The following is a 17976-nucleotide window of genomic DNA, read 5'->3' as shown; positions in this document are numbered from 1 at the left end:
TGGCGCAATGGGGCGCTCCACTGCTCGCCGCCATGTCCAGGGCAGTCGGGTTGCTACTGGTTTGGAAGGTGGTCAGCTTCACCCATGTCGAGGAGCGCCGAACGAGCAATAGCATCCGCATGGTCCGCGAGCATGGCAGAGTAGTTCCTTTCGATCATCTGGACTGAGGTATCGTGGTGAACCGCGACAACCCGCACTGGAGTTCCTCGCAGAAGTTGGCGGGTGATGCTTGAATGGCGGAGCGCGTACATAGTGACGTCCTCCAACTTTATGGGTCGCACATCCTCATCGGTCAGCTCAGCGAACCGTATCGCTCTCGCGAACAGGCGCGTGTGGTCTGAGCGGCGCCAAGAACTTCTAGCGTGTTTAAGGAGCAGAGGCTCTTCACCCTCTCGACCGCTCGCGTGAGCCGCGAGCCGGCGGGCGAGCGAGCTTGCAATTGGAACGGGGCGATGTCGCACTTTCTTTACGCCCCGACCTTTCTTAGCACTTGGCATCATGAGGCGCGGCGCCGTGGTATCTCCCTGCAGATCCTGTACCCGCAGCCCTGCGATTTGAGAGTAGCGCGCTCCCGTTATCTCCGCGACCTCAACGAGCAGTCCGAACGGTTCGCTCACGCGATAGGATGCATCGACGATCTTGCGGATGACATTATCGGGAACCACGACGTTTCGGGGTACACTCGCATCTGGGAGCGCCTTCAGCCCTCGGTCCCATTCCTCCGCGTTTGCGAGCCCTTGCTCCCGCCCAGCCATGAAATTTAGGGCCGCCTTAAGTGCGGTGCTCACCCTGTTCACCGTAGAGGGCTGTCGCTTCCCGGCGAGTTCATCGCGCCACCTGCTCAGGTCCCGCGCCGTGAGCTTCGCGATCGGCATATCTAGAAGCTCAGGGGAGAGGTGGCCGCGTAACCGCGCTACGTTAGCGACGTCGGCATTTCTGATGCGAAGGTCCGCCTCGTATCCCTGGAGCGCAGCCCCCAACGTCACCGATCTGCTTCTTCCTGGAGCCGCCGCGACACTAAGAGCGCGGGCTTGAGCTTGGGCGAACGTCATCACGTGTTCGCCATCAGCCGCCTGGTAGTCGTCGGCTAAGCCGACGCGTTCCTGCCTAGAACCGCCGCGGCCATCCGACTTGCGGGCAATCCAAGTGCCGGCCCCCTGATTGCGTCGGTACCCTAAGCTGATCCCGTCGCCGAGGCTCTCGAACCGCGGCTTCTTCGATACGGCCCATGCAAGACGCTTCGCCTTGATTGCCAGTTCGGAAGCCTTCGCCCGCGCCATCCTTCGGTCCTGTGTCCTGCCGAGTGTCCAGTCGACGTTGGTAGATTGTCACGAGCGACAATGGACGTGAGCGGACTGTGTGTCTAGGACTGTCAGGACGTTAGCGGAAGATAGCGTACCTCTAGGAGCAACGGTCGGCGCCCTTTCACGGCGAAAACACGGGTTCGAGTCCCGTTGGGCGCGCCAGCTACGCCAGTCAGTTTCCAGCGATCGTACGGGAACTTCACGGAAAAGCTGCTGCCGTACGAGGAGGTTCGTGCGCGTTCGCGGAGATGGAGCGTCGAGCTTGCGGTCCGAGTTACATGGCTGGTTGGCCTACCTCCGTCTGTTTTCGGATGGGACGATGATTCTCGGCCTGAAACTGAGCGGGTTCGCACCAACCACCCCGGCTTGCTCGAGCGGAGCGCGGATGGGTGCGCGAGTGTCCGGGTTTGGGGATGCGGCAACCGCGCTCGAGACAGCGAGAGCTGATCCGCTCATTCGGACTTGATTGCCGCTTTGCCGATGATGTCGCGCCACTTGATGATCTCGGCCGAGACGAAGGCCTTGAACTCGTCCGACGTGCTGCTTCCCGGCTCGGTGCCGATCTCGACGAGCCGCGCCTGAACCGCAGGATCCGCAACCGCGGCCGCCGTCTCCCGCTGGAGCCGTTCGATGATAGCGGCCGGGGTTCCCTTCGGCACCGCTAGACCGAACCAGCCGTAGGATTCGTAGTTTGCGACGCCCGCCTCCTCCATCGTGGGAACATCCGGCAGCGAGCGGCTCCGCTTCTTGGTGGTGACGGCCAGCGCCTTCAGCTGGCCGGCCGCAAGCTGCCCCACGACGTTCGGGATGAGCTGGAAACTCGCCGGCACGTCGCCCGACACGAGATCGACGGCGATTTGGCTCCCCGAGCGATATGGCACGTGGACCATCCGGGTCCCGGCCACGACGTCGAAATACGCGCCGGCAAGATGCTGGGACGAGCCGCGGCCGACTGAAGCGTAGCCGATCTGGCCTGGGCGAGCCTTCACGAAGGCAATGAACTCTTGGACGTTCGCCACGGGGATTTTCGTGGGGTTCACGACAAGCACGTTCACGAGCTGGGCAACCAGCGAGATGAACTCGAAATCCCGCTCGGGATCGTATGGCAGGGTGTCGAGCGTTCTATTGATCACGAACGGGCCGGGGGCCGCAAAGACCAGCGTATAGCCATCCGGCTCGGACTTCGCGACTGCGTCGGTCCCGATATTGCCGCCTGCTCCCGCCTTGTTCTCGACAAGGACGCGCTGTCCGAGTTGGGCGGACAGCTTCTCGGCCACGATCCGGGCGATCGTGTCGCTGGCGCTTCCAGGGCCGAACGGCATGACAAGCCGAATCGGGCGTGACGGGTAGGTGTCGGCCGCGGTGGGCCCGGCGAATGCCGCGACCGCGAGCCCTATCCAGGCGGATGTCAGCAACGACCTCATTGAGCGGCGCATTCCCTAGTCCCTCTTGTTTGCGTTACTTGCCGATCGGGCAGCTTGGTCGGCGATGGCTGGATCGCCGCTGTCCTCTCAGTGTTAGTCGGCCAGACGCTCGCGCCAGGCCTGCACGGCGGAGACGTCGTCCAGGACGGACGCGAGCTCCAGCTCGCGCTCGCCCGGAACGCGAATGCGCTTGAAGCGGAATTCGGGCGCCTCCAGCGGCACGGTGGCGTCGAGACCCATCTTGGCCCCGACGCCGTCGCGGGTGGACGGGTCGAGCTTCGAGCCCTGGGAATGCCCAATGAGGACGAGATCGCGATCGGCCTGGAAGCGGGTCGCGACCACCCATTCGACCTCGGTCGGATTGTGGATGTCGACGTCCTCGTCGACCACGACCACGTGCTTGATGTCGTAATGGCCCGCGAAGGCGCCCAGGATGACGTTCTTCGCCTCGCCTTCCGAGCGCTTCTTCATCTTGACGTAGAGGTGGTAGCGGCACACGCCGCCGCGGGCGAGATGCACGTCGAGCACGCTCGGAAAGCTCCGCTGCAGATGGGCCAGCATGGTGGCCTCGCGCGGGATCGCGCCAAGCAGCAGATGCTCGAGCCCGCCGCCCACGATCGTGTGGAAGACGGGGTTATTGCGGTGGGTGACCGCGTCGATCTCGATCACGTGCCGCTTGGCGCGCTCGCCGTAATATTGCGGGAACTCGCCGAACGGACCTTCGAGCTCCCGGTCATGCGCGAGGATGCGGCCCTCGAGCACGAACTCGGACTCGGCCGGCACGCGCACGTTGTTTGTGACGCATTTGACGACATCGAGCGGCTTTCCGTGCAGCGCGCCGGCGACTTCGAGCTCGTCGGCATCCAGCGATAGGATAGCCTGCGAGGCGAGCAACGTGAGCGGATCGACCCCAACGACGATCGCGACCTCCAGGTCGTGACCGGCCGCGACCGCCATGTGGTAGAACGCCATGGTATGGCGGGGCAGGAGCAGCACGCCGAGCCGGTTCGGCTCGATCAGCTGCAGCCGATGGATCGCGACGTTCTGCACCCCGGTCTGCGGGTTGCGCGTGATGAGCAGGCCGGCCGTGATGTAGGGGCCGCTGTCGTGCTCGTTGTGGGTCGGCATCGGCATGAGGCGCTTCAGATCGACATGGCGATGCACGACGTCCTGGGCGGGCCCGGTCTCCACTTCCTTCCATGCGACCGGGGCGAGCGCCGCGGCCTGGAAGGTGCCGATCACCTCGTCGGGTCCGACTCCCATCGCTTCCGCCATCCAACCGCGATCGGAAATGAGGCCGGACACGACCGGGACGGGATGCTGGTCCGGGCTCGGAAACAGGGTCGCCTTGTTGCCGTCGAGCCTCTTGGCGATCGCGGCCACCTCGAAGGTCAGAGCGGAACCCGGGCGGGCCACGGCGAGGCGGTTCGCCATCGCCGAAATGAACGACGCCCGTCCCCCTTGTTGATGAGGACGAAGCCGAGTGCGATCAGGCCATAGACAGCTCCGGCCGTGACCGAGCCGACGAGGATCTGGGCGAGCACCGGCGCGTCTCTGTCAGAGGGCGGCGATGCCCTTCATCTCGATGAGGGCGTCCGGGCGAACCAGCCCGCTCACGACCACCCCGGTCGCCGCCGGCCAGGGCGGGTCTTGGAAAAGCTCGCGGCGCAATTGCGCGGTCGTCTTGTAGTCCTCGAGCGAGAGCACGTACTCGGTTGTCTCGACGATGTTGGCGAGGGATCCTCCGACGCTCGCGAGTACGGCCTCGAACTTTCTGAAGATCTGCCGGGTCTGGGCCACGATGTCGCCGGGCCCGACGATGTTGCCCTTCTCGTCGGTCGCCGTCGTTCCGGACAGGAAGATGAGATTCCCCACCCGGACGGCCGGCGAGAAGGTGAAGCCTTTCGGCCAGGTCGGGTTCGGGAGGATCGGTTCTAGATTGGCATACTTGCCCCTTCAAGCTCGCTCGCGCAGCGTGAAGTGTTGGATCTTTCCGGTTTCGGTTTTCGGCAGGCTCTGCACGATTTCGAGCTCGCGCGGATATTGGTGCCGCCCGAGATTGGTCTTCACGAGCTCGACCAGGGTCGCCGCGAGCTCATCGGACCCGACATAGCCGTCGCGCAGCGTGACGAAGGCCTTGACGATCTGGCCGCGTGCCTCGTCGGGCTTGCCGACCACCGCCGCCTCAGCGACGGCAGGGTGCTTGAGCAGCGCGCTCTCGATCTCGAAGGGGCCGATGCGGTAGCCGGCGCTCTTGATCATGTCGCCGACCCGCCCCTCGAACCAGAAGTAACCCTCCTCGTCCATGCGCCCGAGATCGCCGGCCACGATCCAGCCGCTCTGGACTAGCGCTTCCGACGCGGCGGGGTCGTTCCAGTAGCGCAGCCAGTAGCGGCAATCGGGAACCACCTTTCCGTTCAGGGGCTCGCCGCAGCTCGAGATCGCCCGGACGGCGATCGGTGCGGCCCGAACCGCCTCCTCTCCGAACGCCATCAGGCTCCGGAGGAGCGTCGGCGTAGTTGCGAGGTTGGTGACCCGGTAGCGCGCCAGGACCGAGAGGCACGTCTCGGCAGTGGGGTTCGCCTCGAGACAGACGAGGGTCGCGCCGGCGGCCAGCCCGCCCAGGTAGCACACGAACCCATGGCCCCAGCCCGGATCGCCCGTCGGCCACAGGATATCGCCTTCGCGGAGATCGAGCCCGTACCGGATGTATGGCCGGACGGCGGCAAGGAAGTTGACGGCGATGAGGCCCCCTTTCGGCGGCCCCGTCGAGCCCGACGTGTAGATGATGGCGGCCGGGTCCTCCCGGTCGCGGTATTGGGCCGGGGCTGGAATCGGCTCCGCCGCGAGCAGACCCTCGGTCGAAATGTCTTCGTCGAGGTGATCCCAGCGCAGGCCATAATGCCCGATTTCCACTTTTGTGCGGTCCCCGGGGCGGCGGTCAGCAGGCGCGGGAATCAGGGCGTCTCTCGTCAAAGCGAGCCACCGCTTCGATGAGAGCTGGGTAGATCCTCCACGTCCATCCTGCCGGACCGCACTCTCCTTCAGCCAGCGCGGACGTCCAGAGGTTCCCCTTGGAATACCTTGCGGGCTGAATATCGAGGAGGTCGGCTACCTTATGGCCGAGGGAACCATATTTGCTGTTCACCTGCCGCCAACTCTGGAGACCGGCAAGTGCCGCCAACGCTTTCGTGGAGGTCAAGCCTCCGGGAGCGTTGGCGTGCGACCGGAGCAGCCGCCAATGGTCTGCTTGAACAAAAGGCTGCCCAAGGGCAAAGGCGTACGCGTCAGAATCAGGCACAAGGGCCGCTCGGTATACGGACATAAGACCTCTTGATGCTACCGCGCCCGCCGCGCCGCCGCCGCCCCCGCCCCTATGCGTCCCTCAACTGCACCCCGTCGTTGATCCACACGTATCGCACTTCAGGCACGTCCCGTTCCGCACGAGCGTGAAGTTCGCGCATTCGGGGCAGGCTTCGCCCTCGTAGCCCTTCATGCGCGCCTCGGTCCGGCGGTCGGCGGTCTTGGCCTGCGCGGTCGCGGCGGCACGGATGGCCGGGGCCGCCTCGGGATTCGCCAGGAAGCCGACCTGCGGCTGATCGAGGAGCGGCAGCTCGGGCTCGGCTTTGAGCGCGGTCGCACCCTGGACCATGCCGCCCGCCCCGCGCCCGCCGGCGAGAACCTGGAAGCGGTCGGTCCGGCCGCGCACGAAGCCGGTCGAGATCGGCGCCGCGACGGCCGCGGGCGCCGCGACCTCGCCCGGGCCGGCGGGCGCCGGGCGGCCTCCGGCGGGACGCCCCTCGCTCTCGCCCGAGCCCAGCACGTCGTGGCCGATCTCCTCAGGGTTCACATGGCCGAGATCGGTCCGGCCGAGATAGGAGATCGCGAGCTCGCGGAAGACGTAGTCGAGGATCGAGGTCGCGTTCTTGATGCGCTCGTTGCCCTGGACGAAGCCGGCCGGCTCGAAGCGCGTGAAGGTGAAGGCCTCCACGTATTCCTCGAGCGGCACGCCGTACTGGAGCCCCAGGGAGATCGCGATGGCGAAATTGTTCATCATCGCCCGGAAGGCCGCGCCCTCCTTGTGCATGTCGATGAAGATCTCGCCGAGGCGCCCGTCCTGGTACTCGCCGGTGTGGATATAGACCTTGTGGCCGCCGACGACCGCCTTCTGGATGTAGCCGGTGCGGCGGTCCGGCATCTTTTCGCGCGTGCGGACCGGCACTTCCACCCGCTCGACCCGCTCGATCACCTTCTCGACGATGCGCTCGGCGACCGCCGCGGTGCGGGCGGCCGAGGGCTGCGCGAGGAGGGCCTCGACGGCCTCGTCGACGTCGTCCTCGTCATCCGCGACCAGGGCCGAGTTCAGCGGCTGCGACAGCTTCGAGCCGTCGCGGTAGAGGGCGTTGGCCTTGAGCGCCAGGCGCCAGGAGAGGCGGTAGGCGTTCTTGCAATCCTCGACCGTGGCGTCGTTCGGCATGTTGATGGTCTTGGAGATCGCGCCCGAGATGAAGGGCTGCGCCGCCGCCATCATGCGGATGTGGCTCTCGACCGAGAGATAGCGCTTCCCCAGCCGCCCGCAGGGATTGGCGCAGTCGAAGACCGGGTAGTGCTCCGGCTTCAGATGCGGGGCGCCTTCCAGGGTCATCGCCCCGCAGACATGGATGTTGGCGGCCTCGATGTCGGCCTTCGAGAAGCCGAGGAAGCGGAGCAGCTCGAAGGACGGGTCGTCCAACTTCTCGGCGGGCACGTTCAACGTCCCGGTGAGGAAGTCCGCGCCGAGCGACCACTTGTTGAACACGAACTTGATGTCGAAGGCGCTCTTCAGCCCGGCCTCGACCGCCTCGATCTTCTCGTCCGTGAAGCCCTTTGCGCGGAGCGTCGTCGGGTTGATCGCCGGCGCCTGCTTCATGGAGCCGTGGCCGACCGCATAGGCCTCGATCTCGGCGATCTCGTGCTCGCGGTAGCCGAGGGCCCGGAGCGCATCCGGCACGGCGCGGTTGATGATCTTGAAATAGCCGCCGCCGGCGAGCTTCTTGAACTTCACGAGCGCGAAGTCCGGCTCGATCCCGGTCGTGTCGCAATCCATCACGAGGCCGATCGTGCCCGTCGGGGCGATCACGGTCGCCTGCGCGTTGCGGAACCCGTTCTTCTTGCCGAGCACGAGGGCGCGGTCCCAGGCGGCGGCGGCGCGCTGGACGAGATCGGCCTGCGGGCAGTTGGCGCGGTCGAGCGGGACCGGGTTCTGGTTCAGGAACTCGTAGCCGAGCTCCTCGCCATGGGCTGCGCGGCGGTGGTTGCGGATGACGCGCAGCATCGAATCCGCGTTCTCGGCGTAGCGCGGGAAGGGCCCGAGCTCGCCTGCCATCTCGGCCGAGGTGGCGTAGCTCACGCCCGTCATGATCGCGGTGAGCGCGCCGCAGAGCGAGCGGCCCTCCGGCGAATCGTAGGGCAGGCCCATGGTCATCAGCAGGCCGCCGATATTGGCGTAGCCGAGGCCCAGCGTGCGGTACTCGTAGGAAAGCTGCGCGATCTCCTTGGACGGGAACTGCGCCATGGTGACGGAGATCTCGAGCACGATCGTCCAGAGCCGGACGAGGTGCTCGTAGGAATCGACGTCGAAGCGGCGGGTCTCGCGATCGTAGAAGGTCAGAAGATTAGCCGAGGCTAAGTTACAGGCCGTGTCGTCCAGGAACATGTATTCGGAGCACGGATTGGACGCCCGGATCCGCCCGCCCGCCGGGCAGGTGTGCCAGTCGTTCATCGTCGTGTTGAAGTGCAGCCCCGGATCGGCCGAGGCCCAGGCCGCGTAGCCGATCTTCTCCCACAGGTCGCGTGCCTTTACGGTCTTGGCGATCTTCCCGTCCGTGCGGCGGATCAGCTTCCAGTCCGCGTCAGCTTCCACCGCGCGCAGAAAGTCGTCGGTGAGCGAGACGGAGTTGTTGGAGTTCTGGCCGGAGACGGTGAGGTAGGCCTCCGAATCCCAGTCGGTATCGAAGACCGGGAAGTCGAGATTCGTATGGCCCATCCTGGCCATCTGGATCACGCGGCGGATGTAGTTGTCCGGAACCTGGGCGCGGCGGGCGAGCTTGATCTCGCGCTTCAGCGCCGGGTTCTTCTCGGGATCGTAGCAGCTGTCGCCCTCGCCCTCGCAGTTGACGCAGGCCTTCATCACGGCCTTGAGGTGCTTGGAGGCGATCTTGGAGCCGGTGACGAGGGCGGCGACCTTCTGCTCCTCGCGCACCTTCCAGTCGATATAGGTCTCGATATCGGGGTGATCGATGTCGACCACGACCATCTTCGCCGCGCGGCGGGTCGTGCCGCCCGACTTGATGGCGCCGGCGGCCCGGTCGCCGATCTTAAGGAAGGACATGAGGCCGGAGGACTTGCCGCCGCCGGACAGCCTCTCGCCCTCGCCGCGCAGGCGGGAGAAGTTGGAACCGGTGCCCGAGCCGTACTTGAACAGGCGCGCCTCGCGCACCCACAGGTCCATGATGCCGCCCTCGTTCACCAGGTCGTCCTCGACGCCCTGGATGAAGCAGGCATGCGGCTGAGGGTGCTCGTAGGCCGAGTCGGACTGCTTCAGCTTGCCCGTGAACGGGTCGACGTAGAAATGGCCCTGGCCGGGTCCGTCGATGCCGTAGGCCCAGTGCAGGCCGGTATTGAACCATTGCGGCGAGTTCGGCGCGCACATCTGCGCTGCGAGCATGAAGCGCAGCTCGTCGTAAAAGGCGCGCGCATCCTCCTCGGCCGTGAAGTAGCGGCCTTTCCAGCCCCAATAGGTCCAGCAGCCGGCAAGGCGGTCGAAGACCTGGGTGGCCGAGATCTCCGAGCCGTACCGTTCGGCCTCGGGCAGTTCTGCCAGGGCGACCTCGTCCGGCACGGAGCGCCATAGCCAGGACGGGACGGCGTTCTCTTCCACCTTCTTGAGCCGCGCCGGGACTCCGGCCTTGCGGAAGTACTTCTGGGCGAGCACGTCGGCGGCGACCTGAGACCAGGCTTCCGGGACCTCGATGCCTTCCAGTCGGAAGACGACCGAGCCGTCCGGGTTCTTGATCTCGCTGACGGCTTTTCGGAACGGGATCGCCGCGTAGGGCGAGGTGTTGGCCGTGGTGTGTCGCCGCTCGATCCGCATCCCAAATCCCCTGAACACGTCCGGTCCGCTCGGGCCGGAAACGTGGAACTGCCCCGCTCAGAGCCTTCTGCCGGCGGGCAGGATCCCGCGATCCCCGGCGCGGGCCGGGACCGGGTCGTCCGTGACGAGAAGACTGAAGGTTGCCTGCCGGCCGGCCCCGCGCCGTCCTGTAGACGGTGATGAGCTAGCCCGAGTCGCGACCGAGCGACAAGATGCAAACATGACACTGATCCCCAAATGTGGGGTCCGTCCACCCACGCAACCTACGACATATAGTGATTTCTGGCCCTGTTAACAAAACCCTAAGAAGCTGAGATTCGTCGCGTTTCCAGCCCGGAGAGCTTGTGGACAAGAGCTTTCGCGGTGTGGGGCAGGCCGGACAGATCGGAGTCGGATTCGCCTGGGAAGCCCATTCGGCGGTGCGACTCGGAGCGGGCGCGAGGCCGGGGAGGCGTTCCGCGCATGGGCAGCGTCATCGCCTGTCCTGGACAGGGCGGGCATCGGCCGTCATATGTCGCGAAACCCGCGACCGGCACATGACGCTCAAAGAATTCCTGACCCGCACCTTTACGTGGTGGAACGGCCAGACCTGGGGCACCTGGCTCTATACCCGCCGGAAGGGCGAACTCGTTGGCACCGACCAGTTCGGAAACCAGTACTACCGCGCCACCGACCATGTCATCGACCCCTCGATCGGGCCGGAGCGGCGCTGGGTGATCTATAACGGCGAGGCGGAGGCCTCGCGGGTGCCGCCCGGCTGGCGCGGATGGCTCGCGCATACGCACGACATCCCGCCGACCGAGCAGGGCTGGGTGCCGCGCGAATGGGAGAAGCCCTACGTGCCGAACGCGACCGGCACCCCGGGCGCGTACCGGCCGCAGGGTTCGACGCTCGCAGCTGGCGAGCGCCCGCCGGCGACCGGCGACTATGTGGCGTGGTCGCCCGATGGATGGACGCCGTTCGGACATGACGCGGACGGCAAGTCCCCGGACGGACGCGACGTGCCGCGACCCGAGGCCCATCCCGGCACACATGGCGTCGGCATGCGCCAACCGCATGCAGGGTGATCAGCCGTGACGCGCGAGAAGGCCGTTCCCGAAGTGATGGTCGACAACGACAGGGTCGTCGTCACCAAATGGAGCTTCGCAGAGGGTGCCGAGACCGGCTGGCATCGGCACGGGCACGACTATGTCGTCGTGCCGCTCGACGACGGGAAGCTGATCCTGGAGGAGCCGGGGGACGTGGTGCGCGAGGCCCCCCTCGGCTTCGCCAAGCCTTACTTTCGTCCCGAGGGGGTGGAACACAACGTGGTGAACGGGTCGGGGAAGCCCTTCGCGTTCCTCGAGATCGAGATCAAGCGGCAGAGCTGAACCTTTCGATGCGGCACCTCAGAATCGCGACGGCAGGCTTGGCCGCGCTCGTCGGCGCCCTTGCGGCCGCGCCAGCCTCGGCGGACAAGATCAAGAACCCCACCGCCGTCTTTAACGGCCTCGACAAGATCACCGGCCGCATCATCTCCTTCGAGGTAGCGGTCGACGAGACCGTGCAGTTCGGGGCGCTGCAGATCACGCCGCGCGTCTGCTATTCGCGCCCGCCCACAGAGCCGCCCCTGACGGACGCCTTCATCGAAGTGGACGAGGTCACGCTCGAGAACACCTACCGGCGTATCTTCACCGGCTGGATGTTCGCCGCGAGCCCCGGCCTGCACGCAATCGAGCACGCAGTCTACGACGTGTGGCTGACGGACTGCAAAGGCGGAACCGCGATCATTGCCGAGCAGAAGGAGGGCGAGGACGCGCCCGTCGTCGCCTCACGGCCGGAGCGCGAGCAGGGCCGGCGTGGGCGGAGCGAGGCGGTCCGCGAGTCGCGCCGCACCAACGCGTCCGGTCAGATCGACGTCGCTGAGCCGCAAGGGCGCGAGGTCCGGCCCGCCCAGGCGCCGAGCCGGCGCTTCTTCCCGACCAACCAGCCCTCCGCGCCGCCGCCTCCGTCGCCAATGCAGGGGTATGGCGGGTTCAACCCGGGCCGTTAGCTCCCGTTCTCGACAAGGGCCGCGTCGGCAAGTAGTTGCGGACCTGAAACCAATCCCAAACCGGTCACCTCCGTCGGTCATGAGCCGCTACGTTACTCAGCGGCTTCACGGAGCGAGCGGTGCTCGCGCTCCGGCCCAGCCTGGATGTGCTTTCCCGTTTCCGCCGTCCCGAACAGGGCGTAGAGCGCCGGCAGGACGAGGAGCGTCAGCAGCGTCGCGCTGATCAGCCCGCCGATGACGACGGTCGCGAGCGGCTTCTGCACCTCGGCGCCGGTTCCGGTCGCGAGCGCCATCGGTACGAAGCCGAGCGACGCGACGAGAGCTGTCATGGCAACGGGGCGCAGGCGGGTCATCGCGCCTTCGAGGATGGCGTCGAGCTTGGGCCGGCCTTCCTCCACGAGTTGCCGGACGTAGGTCAGCATGACGAGGCCGTTCAGGACGGCGACGCCGGACAGGGCGATGAACCCGACAGCCGCCGACACAGAGAACGGCATCCCGCGGAGCCACAGGGCTGCGATTCCTCCCGTCAGGGCGAGCGGCACCGCACTGAAGACGAGTAATGCGTCCTTGGGCGAGCCGAGCGCCTGGTAGAGCAGCAGGAAGATCAGGAAGAAGCAGCCCGGGACCACAATGGCGAGGCGTTGGCGCGCGGCCGCGAGGTTCTCGAACTGCCCGCCCCAGGTGATCCAGGCTCCAGGAGGTAGCTGAACCGAGGACGTGACCTTGGCCTGCGCCTCTGCGACAACCGAGGCAATGTCGCGCCCGCGCACGTTGGCGGTGACCACGATCCGGCGCTTTCCGTTCTCGCGGCTGATCTGATTCGGGCCTTCAGAGAACGAGAAGGACGCGACCTGCTTCAGCGGCACGGAGGCGGCCTTGCCGGACGCTCCGGCCGGCAGCGGCACGGGCAGGTTCTTCAGAGCCTCCAGGTCGTCGCGAACGGCATCGGGTAACCGGACGACGATCTCGAAGCGCCGGTCGCCCTCGAAGAGCACGCCCGCCTCACGCCCGCCGATGGCGGCCCCGACCACGTCCTGCACGGCGAAATGGCTGAGCCCGAGCCGCGCGATCTCGGCCTTGTCGATGCCGATCTCCAGGAACGGCAGGCCAGTCACCTGCTCGACCCGAACGTCCTGTGCCCCCTGCACCGAGCGAAGGGCCGTCGCGACCTGGTTCGCGGCCGGCAGCATGGTCCCGAACTCCTCGCCGAAGACCTTGACGGCGAGGTCGCCGCGCGTCCCCGCGAGGAGCTCGTTGAAACGCATCTGGATGGGCTGCGTGAACTCGTAGTTGTTGCCCGCGAGCTTGCCGACCTTCGCCTGGATCTCGGCGATAAGCGCGTCCTTGGACAACGACGGGTCTGGCCATTCTTCCTGCGGCTTGAGGATGATGAAGGTGTCCGAGACGTTCACCGGCATCGGATCCGCCGCGACTTCGGCCGTGCCGGTCTTGGCGAACACGAACGCGACCTGCGGGAACGAACTCACGGCCTTCTCGACCGCGAGCTGCATGTCCTGCGACTGCGTCAGGGAAGTCGACGGGATGCGCATCGCGTGCATGGCGATGTTCTTCTCGTCGAGTTGCGGGATGAACTCCTGGCCGAGGCGCATGAACAGGAGCCCGCTGGCCAGGAAGAGCAGGACGGCGCCCGTCACCACGAGGGTGGGGTGCCGCACGGCGCCATGGAGCGCCGGCCGGTAGGCGGCCTTGAGCCAGCGGACGAGGAAGACGTCCTTCTCCTGCACCTTGCCCGTGATCACGATGGCGATGAGCGCGGGCACGAAGGTGAGGGAGAGGACGAAGGCCGCCGCGAGCGCGATGATCACGGTCAGCGCCATGGGGGCAAACATCTTGCCCTCGACGCCCGTGAAGGTGAGGAGCGGCACGTAGACGAGGATGATGATGGCCTGCCCGTAGACGGAGGGCTTCACCATTTCCTCTGCCGAGCGCCGCACAGTCGCGAGTCGCTCCTCCAGGCTCAGCTTGCGGCCGAGCTCGTGCTGCTTCTCGGCGAGATGGCGCAGCGAGTTCTCGGCGATGATCACCGCCCCGTCGACGATGAGCCCGAAGTCGAGCGCGCCGAGCGACATCAGATTGGCGCTGATCCGGCCCTGCACCATCCCGGTTACGGTCATGAGCATGGCGACCGGGATGACGAGCGCGGTGATCACGGCCGCACGGATGTTGCCGAGCAGCAGGAAGAGGACAGCGATGACGAGGAGCGCGCCCTCGGCCAGGTTCTTCGCCACCGTCCGGACTGTCGCCTCGACCAGCTGCGTTCGGTTCAACACCGTCTTGGCTTCGACGCTCGGCGGCAGCGAGCGCGCGATCTCCCTCATGCGGGCGTCCACGGCGGCCGCGACCTCGCGGCTGTTGCCGCCGATGAGCATCAGCGCGGTCCCGACGACGGCTTCCTTGCCGTTCTCGGAGGCCGAGCCGGTGCGGAGCTCGCGCCCGACGGAGACGCTCGCGACATCCTTGACGCGGACCGGCACGCCGGCGCGCGTCGCGACGACGACATTGCCGATCTCGTCGACGCTCTCCAGGCGTCCGGCCGAGCGCACGACATAGCCTTCGCCGTTGCGCTCCAGATATCCGGCGCCGCGGTTCTGGTTGTTGGTCTCGACCGCCTCGGCGACGTCCTTGAACGATAGGCCGAGGCCGATGAGCTTCGCCGGGTCGGGCTGGACGTGGTACTGCTTCTTGTACCCGCCTATGACGTCCACCCCGGCGACGCCCCGGACCGTCCGCAGCTGCGGACCGATGATCCAGTCCTGTACCGTCCGGAGATAGGCCGCGCGCTCGATATCGGACCGGAGCCGCTGGCCCTCGGGCGTCAGATAGCTGCCGTCCGATTGCCAGCCGGGCTGTCCGTCCTTCACGGGCCGTTCGTCGCCTGGCTCCTTGAAGTGGACGGTCCACATGTAGATCTCGCCGAGCCCGGTCGAGATCGGCCCCATATGGACCTCGGCGCCGGGCGGGAGGCTCGCCTTGGCCTCGGACAGGCGCTCGTTAACCTGCTGTCGCGCGAAGTAGAGGTCGGTGCGCTCGCTGAACACGGCCGTGACCTGGGCGAAGCCGTTGCGGGAGAGCGAGCGCGTGTATTCGAGGCCCGGGATGCCGGCGAGCGCCGTCTCGATCGGGTAGGTGACCTGTTTCTCGACGTCATACGGCGAGAGGGACGGCACGACCGCGTTGATCTGGACCTGGTTGTTGGTGATGTCCGGAACGGCGTCGATGGGCAGCTTGGTCAGCGACCACACGCCGACCGCACAGGCGACGAGCGAGACGAGGAGCACCAGCCAGCGCTGGCGCACCGAGAAGTCGAGGATGCGGCTGATCACTGTCCCGCCCTCAGTGCACGTGCTCGGCCTCGGCCTTGCCGAGTTCCGCCTTGAGGACGAACGAGTTCGCGGCCGCGATCTTCTCGCCCGGGTCGAGCCCGAAGACGATCTCGACCGAGACATCGTCGCCCTTCCCGAGCACCACCTCCCGTTTCTCGAACCCCTTCTCGTTCCGGACGAACACGACCTGCTCGCCGCCGATGGCCTGCAGGGCGCTCCGCGGCACCTTCATGTCGACCGGCTCCTCCGATACGAGGACCTGTGCGGTCACGTAGGAGCCCGGCCGCCAAGCCATGTCCTTGTTGTCGACCGCCGCAATGACGCGGGCCGAGCGCGTCTCCTGGTTCAGGATCGGGCTGACAAAGACGATCTTGCCGTGGGACGGCTCGGAGCCGTTGCCGGCCGAAATCGCCACCTCTTGACCCTCGCGGATCAGCGCGAGATCGCCGCTCGGGACAGAGAGGTCGATCCAAACGGACGAGAGGTCGGCTACGACGTAGAGTTCCTTCTCCTCGCTCTCGCCACCGATGGGCGCACCGAGGTCGACCCGACGTTCGATCACGCGGCCCGTGATGGGCGAGCGGATCTCATATTTCTGCAGTCCCGAGAGCCGCGAGACGGTTCGCCTCAAAGGAGCGTCCGGTGCGGCCGACACGGTCTGGACCGGGCCGAAGCGGCGGGCCAATTCGGCCACGTCCGCCTCGGAAAAGCCGAGCGCCTGGAGCTTCTGGGAGGCGAGCTCGATCCTGAGCTGCGCCTCCGTGAAGGTCTGGCGAGCGCGCAGATATTGCTGCTCGGCCGAGATGCGCTTGTCCCAGAGCGCCTGCTCGCGCTCGAACAGCGTCTGCTGCAGCTCGAGATTGGTCCGGGCGGCAAAGAACTCGCTACGCGCCTCGGCAACCTCGCGGCTGTCAAGGACGGCCACCACCTCGCCTCTCGTGACGGTCTCGCCCAGGCGCTTACGCATTTCGGCAACCGTGCCGACGACCCTGCCGGCGATGCGGGCGACGCGGTCGGCATCCGTCGTGACGGTCCCCGGGACGGAGATCTTCCGCGTGAGGGTGCCGGCGCTGACCTCCTCGACGGCGATCTTCGCGCTCTCGATCTGCTCGGCCGTTAAGACGACGTGGCCTTCGGGAGCCTCATCGTCCTCGTGCCCGTCCCCGTGCCCGTGGCTGTGACCGTGACCATGATTGCTGGCTGGCGGGGGTGGGAGGAGAATCCCGGCAAGCTGCCGGACAGGAGCGGAGACGCTTGGCACGAAGGTGCCGACAACGAGCCCCAGCCCGACAAGGGCGAAGCACAGCAGAACATTTTTCATGAGATCCTGACCCGATAGCGCGGCAAGGTGTCGGCGCGGACCGCCGATGCGGGCCGCGTCGCGCAGGGGGCCGGCTCAGCCGGCCCGGGTCAGGTTCGAGGTGGCCTTGGTGGCGGGTTCGTTGGCCAAGTTGGCCGCGTGGACGCGACGACCACGAACGGCGCCGCACCTATGACAGAGACTGAAGCGAGCGCCCTCAAGGTGAGGGTCGCCGGCTGGTGATGGCAGGCGCAGCAATGGCCGCGAGCCTCGGCACCTTGGTCTCCGCACGGGTCCGGAGGGGCGTCGGACAGAGCGGCGATGCCGGCTTGCTCCGCGGCGGCCGGCAGGCCCGCAAAGGCCGGGTGGACGGCCGCGAGCAGGAAAGCGGCGCAGAGCAGCAAGGCGAGCGCCCGCCGCCAGGAGGCGGCTGCCTCCCGGAGCGACCTGCTCCACCCATGTTGTCCGAACCGGCTCATGCTCGCGGCTTATATGACTACTTCGTATCGAGATTGTAGCGGGCTTTGCCGACTTCGGCTGGACCCTTCTTCAGCGTGAGCGACGCGCGGAACTTGCCATCCACGGGAAAGTCGATCTTCGCCGCGAGCTTGTTGTCCCCTGCCGGCTTGAGCTCGACCGTCTTCTGCTGGTTGCCCCTGGCCAGGACCGTCGCTGTCGCGGCGTAGGACGATGCGTCGATCTTCCGCTCCTGCTCGTCCACGAGGAAGAGCGTCACATCCGAGCCCTTCACCAGGAGCTCGCCCTCGACGGGCCCGATCTGCTGGATCTGGCCGCCGTTCGGGGCGGCGTGGGAGTGACCGTGGCCGCCTTGCGCGAAGGCGTAGTCGCCGATCGCGAGCAAGCAAGCGGCGAGGAAGCCGGTGCGGAGGAGGTGGCGGGTGCGTGACTTCTCCGAGCGGATGGTCAGGTCTGTGCCGGCAAGAGATGCGGGCGAGCTTTTCCGGTTTCTTGAAGGTGTGGCGAGCGAGCCAGGCGTCATCGGACGATCCTTGAAGCTGGTGCGCCTCTCCGGCCGGAGGGCGCGCGCGAAGGGGAGACTTCAGGCGGGACCTTGTCCCGCAAGCGAGGTCAGGCCCGCGGTGGCTTCAAGGGTGGCGAGGGCCGTAGACCGGGATCGAGCCGCTCTCGACCAAGATCGAAAGCCGAGCCGGTGGCATGCCGGACAGGCGCCCCTGCCTGCTCCGATACCCGGCCTGCTTTCAGGCAGTGACACTGGGCTTCGGAAGGGCCGTGTTCGGCCGTATCGGGATCAAGCGGGACGGAAAGGCTTCCGAGCGCTGGCGCGACGGTAGCGGCATAGCTGGGCGACGAGCCGAGAAGCGCGAGCACGGCTGACAACACGAGAACGAGACGGAGCGCGGCAGCGCTGAAGCGCGTACGGGTCGCCCTCCTTGTCCGTCCCGGAATCATCCGGCCAAG

At 66.7% G+C, this 17976-nt stretch carries 11 protein-coding genes and 1 pseudogene; 3 read left to right on the top strand and 9 right to left on the bottom strand.

The annotated features are described in order from the left end of the window. Positions 1-53 precede the first annotated feature (53 nt). From HJG44_RS08510 to HJG44_RS08485, 6 genes are all read right to left on the bottom strand, one after another. Positions 54-1280: a tyrosine-type recombinase/integrase gene (locus tag HJG44_RS08510; RefSeq protein WP_171217901.1), complete on the bottom strand. Its 1227-nt coding sequence runs from the start codon at positions 1278-1280 to the stop codon at positions 54-56. A gap of 476 nt (positions 1281-1756) precedes the next feature. Continuing rightward, positions 1757-2728 (bottom strand): Bug family tripartite tricarboxylate transporter substrate binding protein, encoded by a 972-nt coding sequence (locus HJG44_RS08505; RefSeq protein WP_171217900.1) that lies wholly within the window; start codon positions 2726-2728, stop codon positions 1757-1759. Positions 2729-2821: 93 nt separating this feature from the next. After that, positions 2822-4162 carry a UbiD family decarboxylase gene (locus HJG44_RS08500; RefSeq protein WP_171217899.1) on the bottom strand — a complete coding sequence of 447 codons (1341 nt, stop codon included), beginning with the start codon at positions 4160-4162 and terminating at the stop codon, positions 2822-2824. Positions 4163-4285: 123 nt separating this feature from the next. Then, positions 4286-4657 (bottom strand): Rid family hydrolase, encoded by a 372-nt coding sequence (locus tag HJG44_RS08495; protein WP_171218211.1) that lies wholly within the window; start codon positions 4655-4657, stop codon positions 4286-4288. Between the two features lie 27 nt (positions 4658-4684). Continuing rightward, entirely contained in the window at positions 4685-5704 is a 1020-nt protein-coding gene (locus tag HJG44_RS08490) for an AMP-binding enzyme (protein WP_246736114.1), read from the bottom strand. Positions 5705-6113: 409 nt separating this feature from the next. After that, the gene (locus HJG44_RS08485) at positions 6114-9860 is read right to left on the bottom strand and encodes a vitamin B12-dependent ribonucleotide reductase (protein ID WP_171218209.1); all 3747 of its coding nucleotides are present in this window, start codon (positions 9858-9860) and stop codon (positions 6114-6116) included. A 536-nt stretch (positions 9861-10396) separates the two neighbouring features. On the opposite strand from HJG44_RS08485, the pseudogene HJG44_RS08480 reads away from it, so the two are divergent. The 3 genes and pseudogenes from HJG44_RS08480 to HJG44_RS08470 form a co-directional block, all read left to right on the top strand. Continuing rightward, positions 10397-10804: pseudogene (locus HJG44_RS08480) on the top strand (NADH:ubiquinone oxidoreductase subunit NDUFA12); the annotation flags it as partial. 159 nt (positions 10805-10963) lie between these two features. Then, on the top strand, positions 10964-11230 hold the full coding sequence (locus HJG44_RS08475) for a cupin domain-containing protein (protein WP_171218208.1): 267 nt from the start codon (positions 10964-10966) through the stop codon (positions 11228-11230). Between the two features lie 8 nt (positions 11231-11238). After that, positions 11239-11892: a DUF2155 domain-containing protein gene (locus HJG44_RS08470; protein WP_171217897.1), complete on the top strand. Its 654-nt coding sequence runs from the start codon at positions 11239-11241 to the stop codon at positions 11890-11892. 92 nt (positions 11893-11984) lie between these two features. On the opposite strand, the gene HJG44_RS08465 is transcribed toward HJG44_RS08470, so the two are convergent. From HJG44_RS08465 to HJG44_RS08455, 3 genes are all read right to left on the bottom strand, one after another. Next, positions 11985-15236 carry a CusA/CzcA family heavy metal efflux RND transporter gene (locus HJG44_RS08465; RefSeq protein WP_171217896.1) on the bottom strand — a complete coding sequence of 1084 codons (3252 nt, stop codon included), beginning with the start codon at positions 15234-15236 and terminating at the stop codon, positions 11985-11987. Between the two features lie 10 nt (positions 15237-15246). After that, positions 15247-16557, bottom strand: coding sequence for an efflux RND transporter periplasmic adaptor subunit (locus HJG44_RS08460; RefSeq protein WP_171217895.1), 1311 nt, complete (start codon positions 16555-16557; stop codon positions 15247-15249). Positions 16558-17032: 475 nt separating this feature from the next. Continuing rightward, a complete protein-coding gene (locus tag HJG44_RS08455) occupies positions 17033-17536 on the bottom strand; it encodes a hypothetical protein (RefSeq protein ID WP_171217894.1) in 504 nt (167 codons plus the stop codon). Positions 17537-17976 lie beyond the last annotated feature (440 nt).

Source organism: Enterovirga aerilata, assembly GCF_013044135.1.
GTDB lineage: Bacteria > Pseudomonadota > Alphaproteobacteria > Rhizobiales > Beijerinckiaceae > Enterovirga > Enterovirga aerilata.
Note: the sequence above shows the minus strand (reverse complement) of the source record. Positions and strands in the feature narration are given on the sequence as shown.

Bases quoted from the DNA above. Each gene is read 5' to 3' on its own strand.
- HJG44_RS08510 (WP_171217901.1), bottom strand. From the start codon at position 1,280: ATGGCGCGGGCGAAGGCTTCCGAACTGGCAATCAAGGCGAAGCGTCTT.
- HJG44_RS08505 (WP_171217900.1), bottom strand. From the start codon at position 2,728: ATGAGGTCGTTGCTGACATCCGCCTGGATAGGGCTCGCGGTCGCGGCA.
- HJG44_RS08500 (WP_171217899.1), bottom strand. From the start codon at position 4,162: ATGGCGAACCGCCTCGCCGTGGCCCGCCCGGGTTCCGCTCTGACCTTC.
- HJG44_RS08485 (WP_171218209.1), bottom strand. From the start codon at position 9,860: ATGCGGATCGAGCGGCGACACACCACGGCCAACACCTCGCCCTACGCG.
- HJG44_RS08475 (WP_171218208.1), top strand. From the start codon at position 10,964: ATGGTCGACAACGACAGGGTCGTCGTCACCAAATGGAGCTTCGCAGAG.
- HJG44_RS08470 (WP_171217897.1), top strand. From the start codon at position 11,239: ATGCGGCACCTCAGAATCGCGACGGCAGGCTTGGCCGCGCTCGTCGGC.
- HJG44_RS08460 (WP_171217895.1), bottom strand. From the start codon at position 16,557: ATGAAAAATGTTCTGCTGTGCTTCGCCCTTGTCGGGCTGGGGCTCGTT.
- HJG44_RS08455 (WP_171217894.1), bottom strand. From the start codon at position 17,536: ATGACGCCTGGCTCGCTCGCCACACCTTCAAGAAACCGGAAAAGCTCG.